The sequence below is a fragment of the Jannaschia sp. L-14R genome (assembly GCF_056857695.1).
Window position 1 is genome coordinate 750,300 of record NZ_JBSXNP010000009.1, and the last position, 22,344, is coordinate 772,643.

The 22,344-nt window shown below is 64.2% G+C and carries 25 protein-coding genes; 11 read left to right on the top strand and 14 right to left on the bottom strand.

Annotated elements, in window-relative coordinates; translation table 11 throughout:
- Nucleotides 1-125: 125 nt before the first annotated feature.
- Nucleotides 126-1,418, top strand: coding sequence for a serine--tRNA ligase (gene serS, locus AC13C2_RS08165; protein ID WP_482886480.1), 1,293 nt, complete (start codon nt 126-128; stop codon nt 1,416-1,418).
- A 12-nt stretch (nt 1,419-1,430) separates the two neighbouring features.
- Here serS and AC13C2_RS08170 read toward each other — a convergent pair whose 3' ends face one another.
- Complete coding sequence (locus AC13C2_RS08170; protein WP_474520881.1) at nt 1,431-2,123, bottom strand: HAD family hydrolase; 693 nt, start codon at nt 2,121-2,123, stop codon at nt 1,431-1,433.
- A gap of 82 nt (nt 2,124-2,205) precedes the next feature.
- Between AC13C2_RS08170 and clpS the strand changes: the two genes are divergently transcribed.
- The 6 genes from clpS to AC13C2_RS08200 all read left to right on the top strand — a co-directional run bounded on the left by clpS (nt 2,206) and on the right by AC13C2_RS08200 (nt 7,240).
- Nucleotides 2,206-2,550 (top strand): ATP-dependent Clp protease adapter ClpS, encoded by a 345-nt coding sequence (gene clpS, locus AC13C2_RS08175; protein WP_339646800.1) that lies wholly within the window; start codon nt 2,206-2,208, stop codon nt 2,548-2,550.
- A gap of 24 nt (nt 2,551-2,574) precedes the next feature.
- A complete protein-coding gene (locus tag AC13C2_RS08180; RefSeq protein ID WP_482886483.1) occupies nt 2,575-3,555 on the top strand; it encodes a class I SAM-dependent methyltransferase in 981 nt (326 codons plus the stop codon).
- Nucleotides 3,552-4,364 (top strand): SDR family NAD(P)-dependent oxidoreductase, encoded by an 813-nt coding sequence (locus AC13C2_RS08185; protein ID WP_092764983.1) that lies wholly within the window; start codon nt 3,552-3,554, stop codon nt 4,362-4,364. Before AC13C2_RS08180 ends, AC13C2_RS08185 begins: the two co-directional genes overlap by 4 nt.
- A gap of 226 nt (nt 4,365-4,590) precedes the next feature.
- A complete protein-coding gene (locus AC13C2_RS08190; protein WP_424337596.1) occupies nt 4,591-6,213 on the top strand; it encodes a peptide chain release factor 3 in 1,623 nt (540 codons plus the stop codon).
- A complete protein-coding gene (locus tag AC13C2_RS08195) occupies nt 6,210-6,572 on the top strand; it encodes a hypothetical protein (protein WP_482886485.1) in 363 nt (120 codons plus the stop codon). Before AC13C2_RS08190 ends, AC13C2_RS08195 begins: the two co-directional genes overlap by 4 nt.
- Complete coding sequence (locus AC13C2_RS08200) at nt 6,569-7,240, top strand: hypothetical protein (RefSeq protein ID WP_482886487.1); 672 nt, start codon at nt 6,569-6,571, stop codon at nt 7,238-7,240. Before AC13C2_RS08195 ends, AC13C2_RS08200 begins: the two co-directional genes overlap by 4 nt.
- Here the strand turns inward: AC13C2_RS08200 and AC13C2_RS08205 are convergent.
- A complete protein-coding gene (locus tag AC13C2_RS08205) occupies nt 7,237-7,662 on the bottom strand; it encodes an OsmC family protein (protein ID WP_482886489.1) in 426 nt (141 codons plus the stop codon). The genes AC13C2_RS08200 and AC13C2_RS08205 overlap by 4 nt on opposite strands.
- Nucleotides 7,663-7,886: 224 nt before the next feature.
- On the opposite strand from AC13C2_RS08205, the gene AC13C2_RS08210 reads away from it, so the two are divergent.
- Nucleotides 7,887-9,422, top strand: coding sequence for a DEAD/DEAH box helicase (locus tag AC13C2_RS08210; RefSeq protein ID WP_092764989.1), 1,536 nt, complete (start codon nt 7,887-7,889; stop codon nt 9,420-9,422).
- Between the two features lie 355 nt (nt 9,423-9,777).
- Here the strand turns inward: AC13C2_RS08210 and AC13C2_RS08215 are convergent, their stop codons facing one another.
- From AC13C2_RS08215 to fabA, 7 genes are all read right to left on the bottom strand, one after another.
- Nucleotides 9,778-10,704 (bottom strand): threonine ammonia-lyase, encoded by a 927-nt coding sequence (locus tag AC13C2_RS08215; protein WP_092765054.1) that lies wholly within the window; start codon nt 10,702-10,704, stop codon nt 9,778-9,780.
- Nucleotides 10,705-10,709: 5 nt separating this feature from the next.
- Nucleotides 10,710-11,534: an alpha/beta fold hydrolase gene (locus tag AC13C2_RS08220; RefSeq protein ID WP_482886491.1), complete on the bottom strand. Its 825-nt coding sequence runs from the start codon at nt 11,532-11,534 to the stop codon at nt 10,710-10,712.
- Nucleotides 11,534-12,223, bottom strand: coding sequence for a haloacid dehalogenase type II (locus AC13C2_RS08225; RefSeq protein ID WP_482886493.1), 690 nt, complete (start codon nt 12,221-12,223; stop codon nt 11,534-11,536). Before AC13C2_RS08225 ends, AC13C2_RS08220 begins: the two co-directional genes overlap by 1 nt.
- A gap of 63 nt (nt 12,224-12,286) precedes the next feature.
- The gene (locus AC13C2_RS08230) at nt 12,287-12,724 is read right to left on the bottom strand and encodes a hypothetical protein (protein ID WP_339644241.1); all 438 of its coding nucleotides are present in this window, start codon (nt 12,722-12,724) and stop codon (nt 12,287-12,289) included.
- A 184-nt stretch (nt 12,725-12,908) separates the two neighbouring features.
- Nucleotides 12,909-13,682 (bottom strand): enoyl-ACP reductase FabI, encoded by a 774-nt coding sequence (locus AC13C2_RS08235; protein WP_482886522.1) that lies wholly within the window; start codon nt 13,680-13,682, stop codon nt 12,909-12,911.
- Between the two features lie 11 nt (nt 13,683-13,693).
- Entirely contained in the window at nt 13,694-14,923 is a 1,230-nt protein-coding gene (gene fabB / locus AC13C2_RS08240; protein ID WP_092765056.1) for a beta-ketoacyl-ACP synthase I, read from the bottom strand.
- A gap of 33 nt (nt 14,924-14,956) precedes the next feature.
- Nucleotides 14,957-15,466 (bottom strand): bifunctional 3-hydroxydecanoyl-ACP dehydratase/trans-2-decenoyl-ACP isomerase, encoded by a 510-nt coding sequence (fabA, locus tag AC13C2_RS08245; RefSeq protein WP_092765001.1) that lies wholly within the window; start codon nt 15,464-15,466, stop codon nt 14,957-14,959.
- A gap of 111 nt (nt 15,467-15,577) precedes the next feature.
- Between fabA and irrA the strand changes: the two genes are divergently transcribed.
- The 3 genes from irrA to AC13C2_RS08260 are packed head-to-tail and all read left to right on the top strand — an operon-like array spanning nt 15,578 to nt 17,721.
- Nucleotides 15,578-16,021: an iron response transcriptional regulator IrrA gene (gene irrA, locus AC13C2_RS08250; RefSeq protein ID WP_092765058.1), complete on the top strand. Its 444-nt coding sequence runs from the start codon at nt 15,578-15,580 to the stop codon at nt 16,019-16,021.
- Nucleotides 16,022-16,057: 36 nt separating this feature from the next.
- Nucleotides 16,058-16,810, top strand: a complete 753-nt coding sequence (locus AC13C2_RS08255; protein WP_482886496.1) for an SDR family NAD(P)-dependent oxidoreductase — start codon at nt 16,058-16,060, stop codon at nt 16,808-16,810.
- Between the two features lie 26 nt (nt 16,811-16,836).
- Nucleotides 16,837-17,721, top strand: a complete 885-nt coding sequence (locus AC13C2_RS08260; RefSeq protein ID WP_482886498.1) for an NAD(P)-dependent oxidoreductase — start codon at nt 16,837-16,839, stop codon at nt 17,719-17,721.
- A gap of 47 nt (nt 17,722-17,768) precedes the next feature.
- Here the strand turns inward: AC13C2_RS08260 and AC13C2_RS08265 are convergent, their stop codons facing one another.
- From AC13C2_RS08265 to AC13C2_RS08285, 5 genes are read right to left on the bottom strand one after another with little or no spacing between them, the layout of a single operon-like run.
- On the bottom strand, nt 17,769-19,799 hold the full coding sequence (locus AC13C2_RS08265) for a molybdopterin-binding protein (RefSeq protein WP_482886500.1): 2,031 nt from the start codon (nt 19,797-19,799) through the stop codon (nt 17,769-17,771).
- Nucleotides 19,787-20,260 carry a molybdopterin-guanine dinucleotide biosynthesis protein B gene (mobB, locus tag AC13C2_RS08270; RefSeq protein ID WP_482886502.1) on the bottom strand — a complete coding sequence of 158 codons (474 nt, stop codon included), beginning with the start codon at nt 20,258-20,260 and terminating at the stop codon, nt 19,787-19,789. The genes AC13C2_RS08265 and mobB overlap by 13 nt, the downstream gene beginning before the upstream one ends.
- Nucleotides 20,257-20,871, bottom strand: a complete 615-nt coding sequence (gene mobA, locus AC13C2_RS08275) for a molybdenum cofactor guanylyltransferase MobA (protein WP_482886504.1) — start codon at nt 20,869-20,871, stop codon at nt 20,257-20,259. The genes mobB and mobA overlap by 4 nt, the downstream gene beginning before the upstream one ends.
- Nucleotides 20,868-21,500: a hypothetical protein gene (locus AC13C2_RS08280; protein ID WP_092765009.1), complete on the bottom strand. Its 633-nt coding sequence runs from the start codon at nt 21,498-21,500 to the stop codon at nt 20,868-20,870. Before AC13C2_RS08280 ends, mobA begins: the two co-directional genes overlap by 4 nt.
- Entirely contained in the window at nt 21,485-22,312 is an 828-nt protein-coding gene (locus AC13C2_RS08285) for a formate dehydrogenase accessory sulfurtransferase FdhD (RefSeq protein WP_092765011.1), read from the bottom strand. The genes AC13C2_RS08280 and AC13C2_RS08285 overlap by 16 nt, the downstream gene beginning before the upstream one ends.
- Nucleotides 22,313-22,344 lie beyond the last annotated feature (32 nt).

Below are 22,344 nucleotides of genomic sequence, written 5' to 3' on the forward strand. Positions count from 1 at the left end.
CTATAAGCCGCATCTGGGGGGCGCAAGCGGGCGACGCAACCTCTGACGGCCACTGGAATCGGGTGTTTCGCTGTGGCATGTGGCGGGAAGCACACGCCATTCGCCCAAAAACAGGAACCGCCCCGATGCACGACATCCGACAGATCCGCGACAATCCGGCCGCTTTCGATGCGGCGCTGGCACGGCGGGGGCTGGAACCGATGTCATCGGATCTGCTGGCGCTGGACAGCGCGCGACGCGCCGCCGTCACCGGATCGGAGACCGCATTGGCCGAGCGCAATGCCGCCTCCAAACAGGTCGGAGCGGCCAAAGCGTCGGGCGACGAGGCGGAGTTTGAACGTCTGCGGGCCCTGGTCGCCGACAAGAAAGACGAGATCGCCCGACTGGAGGAGGAGGCCCGGACCACGGATGCCGCCCTGCGCGACCGCCTTCTGGAAATCCCGAACCTGCCGTATGACGACGTGCCCGACGGCATGGATGAGACCGACAATGTCGAGATAAACCGCTGGGGCGAGCCGCGCGTGCTGGACTTCACGCCGGTCGAGCATTTCGACATTGCGGGCGTCAGACCCGGCATGGACTTCGAAACCGCCGCCAAGCTGTCCGGCGCGCGGTTCGTTGTTTTGCGCGGCGCGGTCGCCCGCATTCACCGGGCGCTGGCGCAATTCATGCTGGATACACATACCGAGGAAAACGGGCTGGTCGAACACATGACCCCGGTTCTGGTCCGCGACGCGGCAATGCTGGGCACCGACAAGTTGCCGAAGTTCGGGGACGACAGTTTCCTGACGCGCGAAGGGTATTGGCTGATCCCGACGTCCGAGGTCACGCTGACCTATTCGGTGGCGGGCGACATTCTGGACGAAGCTGCCCTGCCCCTGCGGATGGTGGCGCATACGCTGTGCTTCCGGTCCGAGGCCGGGTCGGCAGGGCGCGACACCTCGGGTATGCTGCGCCAGCACCAGTTCGAGAAAGTCGAGATGGTTTCGGTCACGCACCCCGACGAAAGCCGGGCGGAACTGGACCGGATGACACGCTGCGCCGAAGGTATTCTAGAAAAGCTGGGCCTGCCCTATCGCACGGTGGTTCTTTGCACCGGTGATATGGGTTTCGGGGCGCGCCGGACGAATGACATCGAGGTCTGGCTGCCCGGCCAGAATATGTATCGCGAAATTTCGTCCTGTTCGACCACCGCCGATTTCCAGGCGCGCCGGATGAACGCGCGGTTCAAGCCCGCGGCGGGCGGCAAGCCGGAGTTCGTGCATACGCTGAACGGGTCGGGTCTGGCGGTCGGGCGTTGCCTGATCGCCGTGCTGGAGAACGGACAGCAGGCGGATGGGTCGGTCGTGTTGCCGAAGGCTCTGGCGCCGTGGCTGGGCGGCAAACTGACGCTGACGGCAGAGGGCGTGCTGGTCTGACGGCAATGCACGTCAGAGGGACGCGATCAGATCCGGCAACAACGCCAGCGTTTCGATCCGGCGATAGCGGGGCGCGGCTTCAGGGGCGGGTGCCGCCTCCAGCGCCCATTGGATTTCCGACGGACAGAAGACGCCCCAGGCCCCGGCTTCGATAGCCGGAATGACGTCCGATTTCATCGAATTGCCGACCATCAGAGCGCGGGCGGCGCCATCGCCGTGCATTTCGAACGCGCGGGTATAAATGGCCGGGGTCTTATCGCTGACGATTTCGATGCCGTCGAACAGGTCGCCCAGTCCCGACAGGGCAAGTTTACGTTCCTGATCCAGCAGGTCGCCCTTGGTAATCAGGACCAGACGGTGCGTCTCGGCCAGACTTCGCACACAATCCTCGGCTCCCGGAAGCAGATCGACGGGATGGCACAACATCTCGCGCCCTTCGTCCAGAAGCTGCGCGATAATGCCGGCAGGGACGCGACCCTCGGTGACCTCAATGGCCGTCTCGATCATCGACAGGACGAATCCCTTGATGCCGAATCCGTAGTGATCGAGGTTGCGCCGCTCCGCTGCCAGAAGGCGGTCCATCAGATGATCGGTGTCGGCATGATCGGCCAAAAGGGACGCGAACCGCTCCTGCGTCAGGCGAAACACCGTTTCGTTGTGCCAGAGCGTGTCGTCGGCATCGAAACCGATTGTGGTAACCGTCACTGTCTCAGCCCCCTTTTCCTGTGCGGTGCGATGCTTATATGGTGGAACCGACCGCGTCACCCCAGCCCCGGACCCGAATCTCATGCGTCTTGACCCGATATCCATGGCCGACCTGCCCGATGATGGCGATGGCGACACCACGGTCGTCACCAAGACAAAGACCAGGACGGCGCGCCCGCCGTTATACAAGGTCATGTTGTTGAACGACGATTACACGCCGATGGAGTTCGTCGTGATCGTGCTGGAGAAGTTTTTTGGCATTACCCATTCCCAGGCTGTCGAGATCATGCTGACCGTCCACAAGAAGGGTCTGGCCGTGGTCGGTGTGTTCAGCCACGAGATTGCGGAAACCAAGGTCGCGCAGGTCATGGACTTCGCGCGCCGCCACCAGCACCCGCTTCAATGCACGATGGAGAAGGAGGAGTAATCCTCCACGCCATCGGGTCCCCCCATGAATGAACGCCTGTCCCTCGCCCTTGCGGCCGATGCCGTAAGCCTGCCGCCGGGGCGCGTTCTGCTGCTGCGTCCGCCCGCCGACCTGGATCTGGACGGCCTGCCGGAGGACGTGGTTGCGGTGCATGGGTTCCGGCCCGATCATGATGCGCTCTCGGGCCGGGGTGTGCAGGTCGCCGCCGAGGTCGAGGGGGCGTTCGATTCGGCGGTCGTCTTCGCATCGCGGGCCAAGGCGCTGACCTTCGATATGATCGCCCGCGCCTGTGCCGCCGTGCCCCCCGGTGCACCGGTGGTGGTCGACGGAGCCAAGGGAGACGGCATCGATTCGGTGGTCAGGCAATGCCGTGCCGTCTTTGACGTGGGTCAGGTTTTTGCCAAGGCGCATGGCAAATGCTTTGCCTTTCCGGCGGGTCCGGTGCCCGTAGGCTGGGCCGCAGTACCGACACAGGTCGACGGATTCACGACGCGGGCCGGAGTGTTTTCCGCCGACGGTATCGACCCCGGATCGGCGCTTCTGGCCGCGCATCTGGGTGGCATATCAGGCCGGGTCTGCGATCTCGGCGCGGGGTGGGGCTATCTGGCGCGACAGGTTCTGGCGTCCGACAAGGTAACAGCCTGTGACCTTGTCGAAGCGGAGCATGAGGCATTGACCTGCGCCCTTGCCAATATCACCGATGCCCGCGCCACCTTCCACTGGGCCGATGCGACGATATGGACCGGCGGCCCGTTCGATGTGGTCGTATCGAACCCGCCGTTTCACACCGCGCGCAAGGCGGACCCGTCGATCGGCCGCGGTTTCGTGATGGCAGCCGCACGCCTTCTGACGCCCGGCGGGCGGCTTGTGATGGTGGCGAACCGGCATTTGCCCTATGAAGAAACGCTGACCGCCGCCTTTGCCGACCATGTGGTTCTGGCGGATGCCAGTGGTTACAAAGTGATCGAAGCACGCCGACCGAAACGCCAGCGGGGACACAGATGAGCAATAGCATCGAGGGCAAGACCGCCATCGTAACGGGCGCGGCCAACGGCGTCGGTCTGGCCATCGCGCGGCATTTCATCGAGCAGGGTGCAAACGTCATGTTCGCCGACCGCGACGAGGAGCGGCTGCACGACGAAGTCGGCGACGCGCAGGTCGAGGACGGCGCACGGCTGCGATATTTCGCGGGCGATTTACGCGAACGTCTGACCATCGCGAACCTGTTGTCAGCGACCATAGACGCCTATGACCGGGTCGATATTCTGGTGAATGCCTCGCGGCAAATCATGGCGACCGATCCGCTGGACCCGGAAGACGACAGCGTGGCGACCTTGCTGGAACAAAACCTGATGACCGCCCTGCGCCTGTCCCAGGCAGTCGCCAAGCGTATGATCCATCAGGCCGAAACCGATGGCCGGGACGAAGGCACTGTCGGCACCATCGTCAACATCAGCTCCATCGCGGGACGGCGGACGCAGCCGGAGTTGCTGGCCTATTCGATCAGCGCGGCCGCGCTGGATCAGGCGACACGCAGCATGGCGGTCAGTCTGGCCCCTGAGCGCATTCGTGTGAATGGCGTCGCGGTCGGGTCGGTCATGTCGGCCAACCTGCGGTCCCGATTGGGCGAAGCAGACGGGCTGCGACAGGCCATTATCGACGCCACACCGATGGGCCGCATCGCCTCGCCCTCAGAATTGGCGGAGACGGTGCAGTTTCTGGCGTCGGATGCTTCGGCCTTCATGATCGGTCAGGTGCTGACCGTCGACGGGGGACGCACCCTGATCGACCCGGTGGTTGAACCCGCGCATTGAGTCGGACCGACCGGCGGCTTGCGGTGCGGGCACAGGATGTCGCGTCGCCCCCCGAGGCCAGCAAAATGACGATCCCGATCCTTCGACAGGACCAGTCGGTAGTCGAAATGTATCGATGACCCGCCTCCTGTTGTTTTCACGGCAGGACGCTGGCACCCCAACCCCAAACATCCTGCCGACGCAGCGCCCGATTGCGGCGCGCACCCGGCCCGCCTATATCGCGCAGATGCCAGACACCCAGATTCCCAACCGCCCCCCGCTTCCGCCGGAAATCGGCCGTCGCCGGACCTTCGCGATCATCTCTCACCCCGACGCGGGGAAGACGACGCTGACCGAAAAGTTCCTGCTGTATGGCGGTGCGATCCAGATGGCCGGTCAGGTCCGAGCCAAGGGCGAGGCGCGGCGCACGCGGTCGGATTTCATGAAGATGGAGCAGGATCGCGGCATCTCGGTCAGCGCCTCGGCGATGTCGTTCGATTTCGCGGGCAAGGATCGGGAATTCCGGTTCAATCTGGTGGACACGCCGGGCCACTCGGATTTTTCCGAGGATACCTATCGCACACTGACTGCCGTGGACGCCGCCGTGATGGTGATCGACGGCGCAAAGGGTGTGGAAAGCCAGACGCAGAAACTGTTCGAAGTCTGCCGGATGCGCGATCTGCCGATCCTGACGTTTTGCAACAAGATGGACCGCGAAAGCCGCGATACCTTCGAGATCATCGACGAGATTCAGGAAAATCTGGCCATCGACGTAACGCCTGCGTCCTGGCCCATCGGGGTCGGGCGCGAATTCATCGGCTGCTATGACCTGCTCCATGACCGGCTGGAGCTGATGGACCGTGCCGACCGGAACAAGGTTGCGGAGACCATCCGGATCAGCGGGCTGGACGACCCGAAACTGGCACAGCACGTCCCGGCGGAGTTGCTGGACAAACTGCGCGAGGAGCTGGAGATGGCGCGGGAGCTGCTGCCAGCGATGGACCGCGATGCCTTCCTCGAAGGATCGCTGACGCCAATCTGGTTCGGCTCCGCAATCAACAGCTTCGGTGTGCAGGAGTTGATGACGGGAATCGCCGAATTCGGTCCCGAACCGCAACCGCAGCGCGCCGAACCGCGACAGATCAGCCCGGACGAGACGGCGGTGACCGGCTTCGTCTTCAAGGTTCAGGCCAACATGGACCCCAAACACCGCGACCGGGTGGCCTTCGTGCGGCTGGCATCCGGGCATTTTCAGCGAGGCATGAAACTGACGCATGTGCGGTCGAAAAAGCAGATGGCGATTTCGAACCCGGTGCTGTTTCTGGCGGCCGACCGCGAGTTGGCCGAAGAGGCCTGGGCCGGTGATATCATCGGCATTCCGAACCACGGCCAGCTTCGCATCGGCGACGCGCTGACCGAGGGTGAAGCGTTGCGCTTCACCGGCATCCCCAGTTTCGCGCCGGAGTTGTTGCAGGGCGTCCGTGCAGGCGACCCGATGAAGGCCAAGCATCTTGAAAAGGCGCTGATGCAGTTTGCCGAGGAAGGCGCGGCCAAGGTATTCAAACCCGCCATCGGATCGGGTTTCATCGTGGGCGTCGTCGGCCAGTTGCAGTTCGAGGTCCTGGCGTCGCGGATCGAGCTGGAATACGGCCTTCCCGTCCGGTTCGACCAGTCGCAGTTCCAGTCGGCGCGCTGGTTGTCGGGGGCGAAGGATGCGGTCGAGGGCGTAGTGGCCAAGAACCCGCAACACATCGCCCATGACAACGACGGCGACCCGGTGTTCCTGACCCGTCTGCAATGGGACATCGACCGGATCGAACGCGACCACCCGGCGGTGACGTTGTCTGCCACCAAGGAGATGATGGTGTGATCCCGCGCGGTATGGTCGCCGCCTCGCTCGGCCTGTCGGAGACGACCGATGCCCTGCCGCCGGGCGATCTGCCGCTGGATCGCTTTGCGGTGCGGCTGATCGGGTATCTGTCGACGCCCGATGCGGAGGCCGACACGCCGGATGCCTGGACCGGCGCGGTGATGGATGCGCTGATTGCCGACGACCCGGATCTGGCGCTGGCCGCGATCCGCGCAGGTGCGGGCCTGCCGGGGGCCGCAGTTCTGGCCGATCCGCTGGCCGAATTGGGCGCCAGCGATCCGGTGATGCGCGACCGGATCGAAACGCTGGCCGGGGATGATGCCGATCTCGGAGCGCTTGTATCCGCGATCGAAGGGTGACGCATCCCAACCGGGTTCAGCCGGACGGCACATTTCTGGCGACGCCTGCGCGCGGCATGTTGATGGGCAACCGGGGGGTGCTGCATCGCGATGGGGTAATCGGCCCGGCGCGGTGGAAGCACAGGAATTGGGTCTGCTGCGAGGTATCGTTTCGCGGACGGCACAGGGCGATCATGCCGCAAGGACGTTGGACAGCGCTTTTCTTCCTGGACGAGGCGGTGGCGATGGCGGCGGGGCATCGGCCCTGCGGTCAGTGTCGGCGGAACGATTATCTCGCGTTCGCGCAGGCCTGGGAGGGCGCGTTTGGCAAATGGCCCGGCCCCAGGTCCGCGGACGCGATCCTGCACGGGGCACGGGCGCAGCCCGGCGGGCAGATGTTGCGCTTTCACAGGGCCGAGGCGCGGACGCTGCCGCATGGAGCGATGTTCCGGACAGGCGGGTCCGACTTTCTGGTAGTCGACGGTGCGGCCCGGCCCTATGCGCCCGAAGGGTATGGCCAACCTGTCGCATTGCCAGAGGGACGGGTCGACGTCCTGACCGCCCCTCCGATGTGCGCCGTACTCCTGACCGGATATCGTCCGCGCCTGCACCCCTCCGTATCGGGGAAGGTGGTGGCGCAGCGGGCCGACCGGACGGATGCGCCCGGCGTCCCGCCGCCCGCCGGTTAGACGACCTTGGCGTCCATCGTGATCTCGGCTGTCAGCAGCTTGGAGATCGGACAGTTCGCCTTGGCACCTTCGCAGGCTTCCATCACCTTGTCCGGGTCGCCGTCAGGAACACTGACAGTCACATCCAGACGCGACTTGGTGACGGCAAAGCCGCCGTTGACCTGATCGAGCGTCACCGTTGCCCGCGTATCGATTTCCGAAGCTGTCATTCCGGCCTCGCCCAGAACCATGGACAGGGCCATCGAGAAACAGGACGCATGGGCTGCGGCCACCAATTCCTCGGGGTTGGTGCCGGGCTTGTCCTCGAACCGCGTGTTGAAGCCGTAGGGCTGATCCTCGATCGCACCTGATTCGACGGAGACCGTCCCCTTGCCTTCTTTGAGGTCACCTTCCCAATGGGCGCTTCCATATTTTTTCGGCATTGTACTCTCCTATGTGCGGTTGGTCAGTCCAGAGGAACCCTTCGGACCCCTTCAGCGTTCCTTAGAATGCCACGTGCGTTGACCACGCGCACACGCTTTGTTAGTGCGGCAACGCACGGATAAGGATTGTCCGGCAGATGCAATACCGAGGGGCGCATGAGTGATGGGCGTCCCGCCACCCCAGAGTTCGGGCAATACGGCCCACGACTCCAACCAGGACGCACATGACAAGCTTTTCCGACCTGAACCTCGATCCGAAGGTTCTCAAGGCCATCGAGGCCGCCGGCTATACAACTCCCACCCCGATTCAGGCCGGAGCGATCCCGCCCGCACTGGAAGGGCGCGATGTATTGGGCATTGCCCAGACCGGCACCGGCAAGACCGCCAGTTTCACCCTTCCGATGATCACGCTGCTGGGCAAGGGTCGTGCCCGCGCCCGGATGCCCCGATCGCTTGTACTGGCGCCGACGCGGGAACTGGCTGCGCAGGTGGCCGAGAACTTCGATACCTATGCCAAGGGATCGAGACTCAAGAAGGCCCTTCTGATCGGTGGCGTCTCGTTCAAGGAACAGGACATGCTGATCGACCGGGGCGTCGATGTCCTGATCGCGACGCCGGGCCGCCTGATCGACCACTTCGAGCGCGGCAAGCTCTTGCTGACAGGCGTCGAGATCATGGTCGTGGACGAGGCCGACCGGATGCTGGACATGGGGTTCATCCCCGATATCGAGCGCATCTTCGAGATGACGCCCTTCACCCGCCAGACGCTGTTCTTTTCGGCCACGATGGCCCCCGAGATCGAGCGGATCACCAACAAGTTCCTGTCCAACCCCGAAAAGATCGAGGTCGAACGTCAGAACACGACGTCGCAGACCATCACGCAGATCCTTGTGGAACATACGCCCAAGCGGCGCGATATGGCAGCCAAGGACAAACGCGAAATCCTGCGCGCGATCATTGAACGTGACGGCGACGATTGCCGCAATGCGATCATTTTCTGCAATCGGAAAACCGAAGTGGATGTCGTTGCCAAATCGCTGAAAAAGCATGGCTACAATGCCGAGCCGATCCATGGCGATCTGGAGCAGTCGCAGCGCACACGCACCCTGGACGGGTTTCGCGACGGATCGATCCGGTTCCTCGTAGCCTCCGACGTGGCGGCGCGCGGTCTGGATATTCCCAATGTCAGCCATGTGTTCAACTTCGACGTGCCGAGCCATGCCGAGGATTATGTCCACCGCATCGGTCGGACCGGACGCGCGGGCAAGTTGGGCACGGCCTATACCCTGTCGACGCCATCGGATGCCAAGTATCTGGATGCGATCCAGTCATTGGTAAAAACTGAACTTCCGCGCGGCGAAAACCCCTGGACTCCACCGGGTGTCAGCAAGCGCGAAGAGGCTGCTGCCGAGGAAGAAGCGCCCAAGCGCACTTCGTCGCGCACGCGGTCCCGGTCCAAGAAAGTCGATGCACCGGCAGCCGAGACGCCCCAGCCTGAGGTGAAGGAAGCTGATACCAGGACCAAGGCGCGCAACGAGGCGCGGCGCGAACAAAAGCCCGACACGCGAAATGAACCCCGGACCGAGGCGCGCAACCAGCCCCGTCAGCAGGAAGATCGCAGCGGCGCATCGTCATCGCGATCGCGCGGCGGACGTGGACGTGGTGGCGACAGGGACAACGGCCCGCGCGTTGTTGGGTTGGGCGATCATGTCCCCGGCTTCATCGAAATGAGCTTCGAGGAACGTCGCGGCAACAGCTGACGCGCGTTCCTTTCTCTCTATACTCTGCCTAGCCCGGTGCCCCTCGCGCCGGGCTTTTTCCTTGGCAGCCCAACGCCGAAAGGTCGGACCTTGCCCAGCCGAAGCCGCACGGTGTTTCTGTTCTGTGTGGCCTTGGTCCAGCCTGCCATACCGGGGCTGGCCAGCCGGGTTACGGCGGACGATGCGCAGGGGGAATTGCAAGGTGTCTTCGCATCAATTACGGCCATCGCGGCCATCATCTCACCCCTGCGGATGACGCGGGTGTTCAATCTGGCCACTAAAAGGGGGCGGCGTTTTCCCAGTGCCTCCTTTCTGGTGGCGTCTGCCCTGATGCTGATTGAGGGATGTATCGCCGTCAGACCATTGCCAGAGCGCGGGCGAATATCTGAGCGTCGACATTTCCGCCCGACGCCACCACTGCGACATCGCCCTCATGATGGAACAGTCCCGCCGCCAGGGCGATGGCACCACCCGGTTCCAACACGATCCGCAGATGCTTCCACGCTATTGCCATGGCACGCAAAGCCTCCTCGTCGGTGACGACGAGGCCGGGGCCACACAAGCGCGACAGGATGGGAAACGTGACTTCACCTGGAGAAGGCGTCATAACCGCATCGCAAACCGAACCTGTCATCGTCGCGTTCGACAGCCGTTGGCCCGCTATCAGCGACCGGGTGACGTCGTCGAAGCCCTCAGGCTCCACCGGGCGGACGGACGCGCGACCTTCCAGCGCCAGTGCCACGCCCGAGGTCAGACCGCCGCCCCCGCAGCAGACCAGCACCTCGTCGAGGTCTTCTGGCAGATCCTCGACCATTTCCAGCCCGCAGGTGCCCTGCCCCGCGATGACGCGCGGGTCGTCGTAAGGCTTCACGAGGGTCAGGCCACGCTCCGCGACCAGTGCTGCACCTATGGCGTCCCGGTCCTCGGTCGCGCGGTCGAACAACACGACTTCGGCCCCGTACCCCCGCGTGTTGCCGATCTTTATCGCTGGCGCGTCGGACGGCATGACGATCACCGCCTCGCGTCCCAGCATCCGGGCCGCCAGCGCGACGCCCTGCGCGTGGTTGCCCGACGAAAACGCGACCACACCGCCCGAGGTCTGGCTGACGGCGTTGAAGCCGCCGCGAAACTTGAAGCTGCCGGTCTTTTGCAGGCACTCCGCCTTGACGAAGATACGCCGCCCGAAGGTCGCATCCAGCGAGGGAGCATTCAAAAGCGGCGTGCGAACGGCATGTCCGCGCAGGCGATCCGCCGCGGCGCGGATGTCCGCAAGCGTCACCACATCGATCACAAAAGCATCGTCCATTCGTTCAGCGCCTCCAATGCCTCGGGTTCGTCCAGAAACGGAACATGGCCGCGCCCCGGCACTTCGGCCACGATCATGTCGGGGCGGCGGCGCGCCATCTCGGCCAGCGTCTCGGGCGTCAGCAGATCGGAGTTCGCCCCCCGGATGCAGGCCAGCGGCAAACCTTCCAGTGCGTCGAACAGCGGCCAGAGATCGGCCATCGGCTGCGTCCCGCCATCCAGCACCGCGTCGCGCAGCCTGGCATCGTAGTTGATGACCAGCCCATTGTCGGTCTCGCGGTAGTGATGGTGCACTTCGTCGCGCCAGCGTTCGGCTGGCACGTTATCGAAGCCGGCCATCAGCGTCGCGCGTTCCAGCGCCGCCTCCTCATAGGTTTTGGCCGACGGGTTCAGGCCGACGTAATCCTTGATGACATCCAATCCCTCTGCCGCCAGTTCCGGGCCGATATCCACCAGACACAACCCGCCCAGACGATCCTTCGCCAGCATCGCCAGCGCCATTCCGATCAGTCCACCGCGCGACGTGCCGATGATCGGCACTTGGGCAAGCCCCAGTTCGTCCAGCAGTTCCAGCACGTCCCGCGCTTCGGTCGGGATGGTATAGGTCTTCCAGTCGGGCGCGCGCTGCGATTTGCCGCGCCCGCGATAATCCAGCCGGATCACCCGGTGTTCGCCCAGAAGATAGGGCAGCACATAGTCGAAATCGGTCGAATTGCGCGTCAGGCCGGACAGGCACAACAGCGGTTGGCCATCGCCCTGATCCTCGTACCAGAGGCGCAGATTGTCCGATGTCCTGAATTCGGGCATCAGGCGCGGCCCGCCAGATCGGGGATGTCCGACAGGTCGGTCAAGATGTGCGTCGGTGTCCACGGCAGGCGATCCACTGGCAGGCCCATACGATTCACCCAGGCAGTGGTGAACCCGTATCCCGTCGCCGCCGCCGCGTCCCAGCCATTGGACGACACGAACAGGACGTTGCCCGCCTCACAGCCAAACGCCCGCCCGACCAGATCGTAGACCTTGGACGATGGTTTGAAGATGCCGACGGATTCGACCGACAACACGTGATCGAGCAGGCGTCCGATACCGGCCGAGTTGACCGCGCCCTGCAACATCTCCGGCGATCCGTTCGACAGGATGCCGGTCGCCAGATTCCCATCTTTCAACGCGCCCAGCATGTCCGGCACTTCGGGGTAGGCCGATAATTCCCAATAGAGCTGTTTCAGACGGTCGCGCAGCGCCGCGTCTCCAGCCAGATCGACCGCATCAAGCGCATAGTCGAGTGCCTGGGTCGTGACCTGCCAGAAATCGCTGTGATCGCCGGTGATGGCTCGCAGCCAGGTGTATTGCAGCTGCTTGTCACGCCATACGGCAGCCAGCGTCTGCCACTTATCGGCCAGGGCCGGGAATGCCGCGTCCTCCGAGGCCAGCCGTGCTGCCGATGTCACGTCGAACAATGTTCCATAGGCGTCGAAAATGCAGGTGTCGATGGCCATGTCACGCCCCTTTGATATATCGGGCGCGACCCTGCCACGGTGTCTGATCCTAGTCGAGAGGCGCTATCCCAGACCGCGCCGGGTCATGCTGCATTCCATCAGGGACTGGATCGTTTTGTTGCGGGTCCAGTCCGGAATGCCGCGATTGGCCGCCACCAGACGGTCCCGCTCGCTCAGCAGGGCCATGTCAGACAGGGTGTCGCCATAGGTTGCCATCCAGTCGGCGATGTCCACGGGATCGGAACCGCCAGACGCGATTCGCGCCGCTTCCCGGTCGCGCAGTCCGTCTATCCCCGTGGAACAGAGGTCCGCGCCGAAACTTTGCCGGATCACCTGACCGCGCAATTGCGAGGTCGTGCCCAACGAAGCGGACTCGATGCCGCGTGTCACGCTGCCTGTGATCGCCATGCCGGTGCCAAGGATGACACCGGTCAGGATCACCCAGTCAAAGGTGATGGTGCCGTCTTCGCACCGGAAGAAAGACCGAAAATTGATCGACATGAATATTGCCCGCAGTCGGATAGATTAGATTCCACCCACACAGGATGCCCGACAGACTTGGCAAGATTAGGGCCAAACCCCCTTAAAAAAGGCCGGATTTGCGTGTTATAGAGCGCCTTCAGGCAACGATCCGCCGGAATTGGCAGTACCGTTAATCAATTTTCCGCCGAAGCCGAAAACGCCGTCAAAGATTGTCAGTCCGGGGCATTCCCATGATGTGATAGCCGCCATCGACGTGAATGACTTCGCCCGTCGTTGCGACCCCGGCGTCGGAACACAGGTAAAGGGCTGTCCCGCCGATCGCCTCGAGGGTCGCATTGGCGCGCATCGGGGCATTCGCCTCGGCATGACGGAACGTCTTGCGTGCCCCGCCGATTGCGGCCCCCGCCAAAGTCTTCATCGGGCCGGGACTGATGGCGTTCACGCGGATGCCGTCGGCCCCCAGATCGGACGCAAGGTATCGCACCGAAGCCTCCAGCGCGGCCTTGGCAACACCCATGACATTGTAGAACGGCATGACTCGCCGCGACCCTTCGAAGGTCAGCGTCACGATGCTGCCGCCGTCGGTCATCAGGGGGGCGGCCCGGCGCGCCACTTCGATCAATGAATAGCAGGAAATATCCAGCGAATGCTTGAAGTTGGCCCGACTGGTGTCGACGAATCGCCCCGTCAATTCGGATTTGTCGGAAAAGGCGATGGCATGGATCACGAAGTCCAGCTTGTGGCCCTTCTCCAGCTCCGCGAAGGCCGCATCCAGCGAGGCGTCGTCGGTCACGTCCACATCCAGCAGGGTTGTGGCTCCGATGGTCTCGGCCAAGGGGGCCAGCCGCTTGCCGAACGCCTCACCCTGATAGGTGAAGGCCAGATCGGCCCCGGCCTGTGAAAGCGCGCGGGCGATGCCCCATGCAATCGACCGCTCGTTCGCGACGCCCATGATCAGGCCGCGTTTGCCCTGCATGTTCATGGCGATCAGTCCCGGTGCCTGGAGATGATGACGGTGCCGTTGGTGCCGCCGAAGCCAAAGCTGTTGGACAGAACGCTATCGATTTCGACGTCCGTGCGCAGTTCGGTGTTGATCTCGGACGGCGATAGCGCCTCGTCCAGTTGCGTCACGTTGATCGACGGCGCGATGAAGCCCTTGTTCATCATCAGCATGGAATAGATCGCCTCCTGCACACCCGTCGCGCCCAGGCTGTGGCCGGTCATCGACTTGGTGGACGATACCGGCGGCGTGTTCCCCTCGCCGAAAATATTGCGCAGCGCGACGATTTCCTTGATGTCACCCACCGGAGTCGATGTGCCGTGCGCGTTGACATAGTCGATCTTGCGATCTTCGGGCAGTTGCGACAGGGCCAGACGCATCGCCCGCTCACCGCCCTCGCCCGAGGGTGCGACCATATCGGCCCCATCGGACGTCGCGCCGTAGCCGGTCACCTCGCCATAGATCTTTGCGCCGCGCGCCAATGCCCGCTCCCGCTCCTCCAGCACCACGACGCCGGCACCGCCAGCGATGACGAACCCGTCACGCGTCGCATCATAGGGCCGCGAGGCCGTTTCCGGCGTATCATTGTACTTGGACGACATCGCGCCCATCGCGTCGAACAGGCACGACAGCGTCCAGTCGATTTCCTCGCCGCCCCCCGCGAACACGATATCCTGCTTGCCGAACTGGATCTGCTCGACCCCGTTGCCCATGCAATGAAGAGATGTCGTGCAGGCCGAAGTGATGGAATAGTTCACGCCCTTGATCCCGAATGGCGTCGCCAGACAGGCTGAATTGGTCGATGACATGCAGCGTGTCACCATGAAAGGGCCCATGCGCTTGGGACTGCCCTTGTTGATCACGGTGTCGAAAGCGGTGAAGAAGTTCGACGTCGACGGCCCGCCCGACCCCATGACCAGACCCGTGCGTTCGTTCGAAACGTCGTTCTTTTCCAGACCCGAATCCGCGATCGCGCGTTCCATCGCGATGAAGTTGAACGCAGCCCCCGGCCCCATGAAACGCAGGTCGCGCTTGTCGATGTGGTCTTCCAGAACAATGTCCGGCACGCCGTGGATCTGCGACCGGAAGCCGTGTTCGGCATAGCTTTCCGAGAACGTGATACCGGACTTGCCCGCGCGCAAGGATGCCTCGACTTCATCCGGTGTGTTTCCGATGGGCGAGACGATCCCGATCCCGGTGACGACGACGCGACGCAGCATGGGCATGCTCCTTTGAATAACGTGTTCGGATCAGCTCTCGGAGAGAGCGACCTTCATGTCCTTGACGATGTAGATGACTTCACCATCCGCCTCGACGATACCGTCTGCGACACCCATCGTCAGGCGGCGCGTCTGTAACGCCTTGGTAAAATCCACCTTGTAGGTCAGCATCTTGCGGTCAGGGCGGACCATCCCGGTCAGCTTGACCTCGCCCACTCCCAGCGCATAGCCGCGTCCCTGCCAGCCACGCCAGCCCAGATTGAACCCGGTCAACTGCCACAGCCCGTCCAGACCCAGGCAACCGGGCATGATCGGATTGCCGGGGAAGTGGCAGTCGAAGAACCAAAGGTCAGGTTTGATGTCGAATTCGGCGACCACATGACCCTTGCCATGCAGTCCGCCATCGCCCGAAATCTCGGTGATGCGGTCCATCATCAGCATCGGCGGTTCGGGCAACTGCGCATTGCCCGGCCCGAACAACTCACCCCGTGCGCATTTCAACAGGTCGTCCCGGTCGAAGCTGGTCGGATATTCGCTCATGTGCCCCCCTCGGCGTGTTTCGAACCCACTATCACCGCATGTTTCAACGTCGCAACCCTGCGTGCGCGGTCATACCGTCAGAGGCTGGGGCGAATCCGTTTGAAAATCGTCATGTCGCACCTCTATATTGCGGATGTGACCGCGACCGAGAAATCCCGAGGCGAGGCCTGGCTGGCCCGCGCCGATCTGCGCCCGACACGGCAGCGTGTTCTGTTGGCGTCGCTGCTGGTGGGTGACGGACGGGATCGCCATGTGACGGCGGAATGGCTGCATGATGCGACACGGCAGTCCGGCGAAAAGGTGTCGCTGGCGACGGTCTACAATACGCTGCGGGCCTTCACCGACGCCGGTCTGGTGCAGGAAATCACGGTCGACGGAACCGGCAGCTATTTCGATACCAGGCTGGACGATCACCCCCACTTCTACTGGGAGGAGGAGGGGCGTCTGTCGGACGCGGGCTCCGAAGCGTTGCAGATCGTCAATCTTCCCGACACGCCCGACGGCATGGAAGTCGCCAAGGTCGACGTGGTGATCCGGCTGCGCTCCAAGACCTGATCTTAACGCTTGCCCAATCTGACCGGAGGGCGAAAGATGCCTGACTTCGCCCATTACCCTTCCCTGTCCGGAAAGACCGTCATGATGACCGGCGGTGCGTCCGGCATCGGGTCCGAGATCGTGGCCGCATTTGCCGCACAGGGGGCGAAGGTCGGCTTTCTCGACATCGACGCGCGCGGCGCCCAGGCGATGTCCGACGCGCACCAAGGCGTCACGCATGAAGTTTGCGACCTGCGGGACATAGCGGCGCTGCGCGGCGGCCTGGCCGCGCTGAAATCGCGGATCGGTCCCACCGACATCCTGATCAACAACGCCGCGCGCGACGACCGCCACGACTGGCGCGAGGTGACGCCCGCCTATTGGGACGAGCGCATGGCAACCAATCTTCGCCACATGTTCTTCGCCATCCAGACTGTCGCGCCCGACATGGCGGCGCGGGGCGGTGGGTCCATCGTGAATATGGGCTCCAATTCGTGGTGGGAGGCGGGGGGCGGGTTTCCGGCCTATGCCACCGCCAAGGCCGCAGTTCACGGGCTGACCCGGACGATGGCGCGCGACCTGGGCGGCGAACGGATTCGCGTGAATACCGTCGTGCCGGGCTGGATCATGACGGACCGGCAGAAAGACCTCTGGGCGACGCCCGACGCACTTGAGGCGCATCGCGCGCGACAATGCCTGCCCGACCTTATCGACCCGGTCTATGTCGCGCGCATGGTGTTGTTTCTGGCCTCCGACGATGCGGCGATGTGTACGGCGAACAATTATATGGTCGAAGCGGGAAGTATTTGACCGAAGGTTTCAAGGTGAGGGAAAATATGGAAAAGATCGGTTTCGTGGGTGTCGGCCTGATGGGTCATGGCATGGCGTCCAACCTGATGGCGGCGGGTCATCCGTTGACTGTGGTCGCGCATCGCAATCGCGGCCCGGTCGACGATCTGGTGTCCAGGGGCGCGACCGAGGCGGCGGATCTGGCCGAGTTGGCGCGGGCTTCGGATATCGTCCACATATGTGCCCCCGGTTCGCCGCAGGTCGAGGCGGTTGTGGACGTCCTGTTGGCGAACATGGCCAAGGGGGGCGTGATCGTCGATTGCTCCACTTCGAACCCGGTCTCGACCGAGAAACTGGCGCAAAATGCTGAAATCGCCGGGATTCACTGGGTCGACGCCCCCTTGGGCGGCACCCCTGCGCAGGCCGCGACGGGCGAGCTGGCGGCGATGGTCGGTGCGGATGAAGACGTCTTTGCGCGGGTCGAGCCGGTGATCGGCACATGGGCCAAGGCCGTTGTCCGAATCGGCGGGCCGGGGTCCGGGCACAAGATGAAGTTATTGAACAATTTTCTGGCGATGGGCTATGGCGCGATCTATGCCGAGGCACTGGCCCTGGCCGAGAAATCCGGCGTCGGCACCGCCATGTTCGACAGCGTCATTCGGGGCAGCCGTATGGACTGCGGGTTCTACCAGACGTTCATGGGCTATGCCGTCGAAGGCAACCGTGAGGCGCATAAGTTCACCCTGACCAACGCCTTGAAAGACATGGCATATCTGGCTGCGATGGCGGATGGGTCGGGCGTTGCCAACCCGGTCCAGGGCGCGGTCAAGAACAGCTATGCGATGGCCGTGAACACCGGTGGCGACGGGCCCGAGGACTATGTTCCGCACCTTGTGGACTTCGTGGCGAAGGTGAACGGTATCGACCGCTGATCGACGGGTGATGCACGGGTGATCTGCGGGTGATCCGGGGCGGACGTTCAGCCCAACCCGAGTTCGCTGAACGGGATGTAGTCGACCGGATCGCCCGGTTCGACCGTCACCGCGCCGTCCGGCAGCAGGACGAAGCCTTCGGCCCAGCTGAGCCCTGATACCAGACCCGACCCTTCCGAGCGGAAGATCTCGGCTTGACCGCCCCTCAGCCGGGCGCGCAGAACTTCGCGGCGCCCTGCCTTCTTGCGCTTGGCGAAGCCCGCCGGAACGGTGATTGCCTGCGGCTCCCGCCACCCGGCCCCCGCCATCTGCAAAAGCGCCGGACGCGCGAAGAGCGCGGCGCAGGTGAAGGCCGCGACCGGGTTGCCGGGCAGACCGAACAGCGGCGTGTCGTTCCAGTGTCCCAACATCAGCGGACGACCGGGTTTGATCGCGATGCGCCAGTGATGGACGCTGCCACGGTCGCGCATCAGACGGGACAGATGATCCTCGTCCCCTGTCGATGCGCCGCCCGAGGTCAGAATCGCGTCGGTCCCGGCCTTGTCCAGTATCGCGGCAAGCCTGTCGGCCTCGTCGGGGGCATGGCCCAGATCGACAGGCTCCAGCCCCCATTGCCCGAGCATTGCCAACAGCATGGGACGGTTGACGTCCGGTATGCCGGTATCGCTGCCGGGGGAAGTGATCTCGTCCCCGGTCGATAAAACGCCGACCTTCAACCGGGTGCGCACCAACAGACTGCTGTGACCGGCGGCGATGGCGAAGGCCAGATCGGTGGGGCGCAGGATCGTGCCCGCCGACAGGACCGGATCACCCGATGTCACGTCTTCGCCCGCCTTGCGGGTGTTCGCGCCGATCCTCGGGATGGCCTTCAAATACAACAGATCATCCGAAACATGCGCGTCTTCCTGCAGGGCAACCGTATCGGTGCCGGAGGGAATTTCCGCCCCGGTCAGGATGCGGACGGCATGGCCGGGTGGTATCGACCCCGAGAACGGCTGCCCGGCAGCGGATCGGCCCGCAACGACCGGGATGCCGCCGGGGGCGAGGGTGGCGTGGGCGAAGGCCCAGCCATCGACGGCGGCGTTTGCATGCGGCGGGTTCGCGCGGGTCGCCACGAGGTCGGCGGCGAGGATGCGACCCGGTGATGCGTATATCGAGATCGTTTCGCGGCCCATCCCGCAGGGCGTGCCGCTGCGCAGCGTCTCCAGCGCCACATCGACCGGCGTCCAGTCCGTTCCCGGCGGCAGGGCAAAGCAGTCGGAGGGGGGCAGGACGCCGAAGATCCACCCTTCCTCGGTGGCGATGCGGTCGGCGTCGGGCTGACTGGCGGGGGCGGTGAACCAATCAGCGGAGGCCGCGCGCAGGGCGCGGGCGGTGGCGATGACCTGACCGGCGTCCTTGATCGGATGATCGGCGGGTTCGTACAGACTGGGATAAATCTCGACGAGCAGGTTTGCATCTTTCACATGCTCAAAACCGGTTTCCTGCGGCCAGACCCGCAGGGAGGCGTGGCGCGCGCGCAGGCCGGACAGGGCGGCGCAGCCCAGAAGGCTCTGCGATCCGACCGATCCGGTGGTGAAGAGTTTCAGAACGGACTGGGCAGAAGGGGTGAAGCCCTCGACCGTGCGATGATCGGGGACCCCGTGATCGCGGCGATCGTTGCCCCTGTCGGGCAGGTCGGGATGGTCCTGTGTGCCGGGCCGCCCCCAGAGCGGGCCGATGCCGGGAAAGCGGCGGTTGATCGTTTCGGCCACGTGGAAGCGGTTGTTGGAATTGTCGGCATTGTCCTCGACGTGTCGGGCCAGCCAGTCCCAGACCGACAGGGCATTCGGCTTGCCAGTCAGGGTTTCGGCGAAACCGGGCGGAAAGCCCATGGCGAAGTCGAACCCCAGAAGGGTGCGATGACCTCGGTTCAGCCAGTCGTCGATGAAAGCCAGGGCCTGCGCGCGCGTCGGGAAATATTCGACGGTCTGATGCCCCCGAAGATCGGCGCAGACCCAGATTGCGTCCTTGCAGGGGGTCTTGCCCGTGGGTCTGGCGGCGGCAGACCAGTCGGCGACGAGGATCAGGTCGAACATATGAAATCCGCGATGGCGGGAATGTCGTTCAGGTCGAGACGCGGTTGCGGCAGGTCGCAGGTGCCGGTGCAGGCAATGGCGAGGATCGAGGTATCGGCGGCGGCGAGCGGGGGTTTGCCCGTCTCGGGACGCCAGACCTCGAGGCGGGGGTGGGTGCCGTGCTTCCACCCCTCGGCCAGCACGACGTCGCAGGGGGCCAGACGAGAGAGTAGGTGGTCGATGGTCGGCTCCGTCACCTCCTCCATCAGGGTCAGGCGGTGATCGGTGGCAAGGATCACCTGTCGTGCGCCCGCCATGCGATGACGATGCGTGTCGGAACCGGGCTGTTCCAGATCGACGGCGTGATGGGTGTGCTTGAGCGTGCTGACGGTCAGCCCGCGCTGCGCGAGTTCGGTGACGAGGGCGGCGGTGAGCGTGGTTTTGCCCGCGTTCTTGTGGCCGATGATGCCCATCAGGATCATGCCATCGCCTCGGCCCGCGCGAGGTCTTCGGGGGTGTTCACATTGAAGAACGGGTCCCATGGCGTTGTGGGAAATATGGCGAGGCCCGCGCCGTGACGGTCGGTCCAGTGCAGGATCTTGCGCGTGCCTTGGGCGAGCGCCTCGCGCAGATCGTTGCGCAGCGCGGTGGGCCAGAGGCCGAAGGTCGGTTGCGGCCAGGTCTTCGCACCCTCCTGCGTGGCGGCAAGTGCCAGACCCGTGGGGCCGGCGGCGGCCAGCAGGCGGGGAACCAGATCGGGCGGCAGGAAGGGGGTGTCGGCGGCGGCGGTGACGATATGCGGACAGCCCAGCGCTGCGGCCCAGTCCAGACCGGCGAGGACACCCGCCAGCGGACCGGGATGATCGGGCGCGGTATCGGGCAGGACCGGGAGGTTCAGATCGGCCCAGCGCGTCGGGTCGCCGTTGGCATTCAGCGCGATGCGGTCGACCTGTGGCGCGAGGGTGCTGATGACGCGGGCGATGAGGGATGTGCCGTTGATAAGCAAACGCCCCTTGTCGATGTTATTGGCGTCGGTGCCGCCCATGCGGGTTGCGCGCCCCCCTGCGAGGATAAGGCCGTGAGGCTGAGTCATCGGCACCGCTGCAATCCGTAGCGGTCGCCGATGGTGAATATCTCGACCTTGACGACAAGGGGGCGGTCGTCTGCGTCGAAGGTGGTGCGGATCAGGCTGTAGACCGGCGCGCGCAAGGTGTCGGACCACAGCGCCTTGCGGTCCATGACGCCGATAATCAGCGGCATGGTTTGTCGCCCGCGCCAGATGTCCACGGTCGCCGGGCCAAGGTCGGACACCTCCTCCACGTTCCAGCGGGCCGGGCATCCGGGATGCGCCTGAGGCGCGACGATGGTCGCGACCCAGGCCCGGATGGAGTTGCGGTCGCCCAAGGCGTTGAAGATGGCCAGCAGACAGGTCTGATGGTCGCGGGCCGACCGGGTTCCGGGCCAGTCATAGGACGCGAGATCCACCACGACGGCGCCGGGCAGGTCCGCGCGAAGGCAATCTGTGACGTTTACCGTGGCACGGCTCGACAGAAACCGGGTCTGGGTGACGGCGACGGTGGGGAGCATCGCGCCGTATCCATTGATCACGATATCGACGGGGCGCAGATCCTGCCGGAGGCGGAGCAGTTCGTCACCGGCGATGCCACGGCCGGGCAACAGGACCGCAAGCGCAAGCAGAACGGCAATCACTCCGCGTCCCATATCACGCGCCCTTCCCCGCTGAGGCAGACGAAGCGCGACCCTTTCATCCGACCGATTACGGTCAGGCCGACCTGTCGTGCGATTTCAACGCCCCAGGCGGTAAAGCCGGAGCGGGAGACGAGGATCGGAACCCCCATGAGAGCGCATTTTATCACCATTTCGGACGTCAGGCGACCGGTCGTATAAAGCGTCTTGTCCGCCGGATCGGTGCCGGTGTCGCGCATCCATCCGGCCAGTTTGTCGACGGCGTTGTGGCGACCGACGTCTTCGAAATACGCCAGCGGGTCGGGCCCCCGGCACAGGCAGGTGCCGTGGATGGCGCCCGCTTCCAGATAGAGAGACGGCGTGCGGTTGATGGCGCTCGACAGCGCATTGAGGTCGCGGACATGCAGCGGAGTGGGCGGCAGGGTCAGGCCCTCCAACCCCTCCATCATGTCGCCGAAGACGGTGCCGACGGCACAGCCGGAGGTTCGGGTGGCGCGGGCCAGCTTGGCCTCGTGGTCGGTTTCCACGGCGGTGCGGACGACAACGGTTTCAAGTTCCTCGTCGTAATCGATGCCCGTCACTTCGTCCGCGGCGCGCACCATTCCCTGATTGACGAGGAATCCCAGCGCCAGCCATTCCGGGTGGTCGCCGATGGTCATCGCCGTGACGATTTCGCGGCTGTTGAGATATATCGTCAGCGGGCGTTCCTCGACCACGCGCAGGCCAATCGACGCTCCGGTCTGGTCCACGCCGGTCACGGCCCGCGTCAAACGCGGAGAACTCGGGTCGGGCGCGACGCGCAGGGTGGAGGGAGTTTGCGTAGACACTTGAGACCTGTCGGACGGAGAGTTATCGCAAC

Excerpts from the sequence above, each read along its gene's own strand:
- serS (WP_482886480.1), top strand. The coding sequence starts at position 126 with ATGCACGACATCCGACAGATCCGCGACAATCCGGCCGCTTTCGATGCG.
- clpS (WP_339646800.1), top strand. The coding sequence starts at position 2,206 with ATGCGTCTTGACCCGATATCCATGGCCGACCTGCCCGATGATGGCGAT.
- AC13C2_RS08180 (WP_482886483.1), top strand. The coding sequence starts at position 2,575 with ATGAATGAACGCCTGTCCCTCGCCCTTGCGGCCGATGCCGTAAGCCTG.
- AC13C2_RS08185 (WP_092764983.1), top strand. The coding sequence starts at position 3,552 with ATGAGCAATAGCATCGAGGGCAAGACCGCCATCGTAACGGGCGCGGCC.
- AC13C2_RS08190 (WP_424337596.1), top strand. The coding sequence starts at position 4,591 with ATGCCAGACACCCAGATTCCCAACCGCCCCCCGCTTCCGCCGGAAATC.
- AC13C2_RS08205 (WP_482886489.1), bottom strand. The coding sequence starts at position 7,662 with ATGCCGAAAAAATATGGAAGCGCCCATTGGGAAGGTGACCTCAAAGAA.
- AC13C2_RS08210 (WP_092764989.1), top strand. The coding sequence starts at position 7,887 with ATGACAAGCTTTTCCGACCTGAACCTCGATCCGAAGGTTCTCAAGGCC.
- AC13C2_RS08220 (WP_482886491.1), bottom strand. The coding sequence starts at position 11,534 with ATGCCCGAATTCAGGACATCGGACAATCTGCGCCTCTGGTACGAGGAT.
- AC13C2_RS08225 (WP_482886493.1), bottom strand. The coding sequence starts at position 12,223 with ATGGCCATCGACACCTGCATTTTCGACGCCTATGGAACATTGTTCGAC.
- AC13C2_RS08230 (WP_339644241.1), bottom strand. The coding sequence starts at position 12,724 with ATGTCGATCAATTTTCGGTCTTTCTTCCGGTGCGAAGACGGCACCATC.
- AC13C2_RS08235 (WP_482886522.1), bottom strand. The coding sequence starts at position 13,682 with ATGCAGGGCAAACGCGGCCTGATCATGGGCGTCGCGAACGAGCGGTCG.
- fabA (WP_092765001.1), bottom strand. The coding sequence starts at position 15,466 with ATGAGCGAATATCCGACCAGCTTCGACCGGGACGACCTGTTGAAATGC.
- irrA (WP_092765058.1), top strand. The coding sequence starts at position 15,578 with ATGTCGCACCTCTATATTGCGGATGTGACCGCGACCGAGAAATCCCGA.
- AC13C2_RS08255 (WP_482886496.1), top strand. The coding sequence starts at position 16,058 with ATGCCTGACTTCGCCCATTACCCTTCCCTGTCCGGAAAGACCGTCATG.
- AC13C2_RS08260 (WP_482886498.1), top strand. The coding sequence starts at position 16,837 with ATGGAAAAGATCGGTTTCGTGGGTGTCGGCCTGATGGGTCATGGCATG.
- AC13C2_RS08265 (WP_482886500.1), bottom strand. The coding sequence starts at position 19,799 with ATGTTCGACCTGATCCTCGTCGCCGACTGGTCTGCCGCCGCCAGACCC.
- mobB (WP_482886502.1), bottom strand. The coding sequence starts at position 20,260 with ATGATCCTGATGGGCATCATCGGCCACAAGAACGCGGGCAAAACCACG.
- mobA (WP_482886504.1), bottom strand. The coding sequence starts at position 20,871 with ATGACTCAGCCTCACGGCCTTATCCTCGCAGGGGGGCGCGCAACCCGC.
- AC13C2_RS08280 (WP_092765009.1), bottom strand. The coding sequence starts at position 21,500 with ATGGGACGCGGAGTGATTGCCGTTCTGCTTGCGCTTGCGGTCCTGTTG.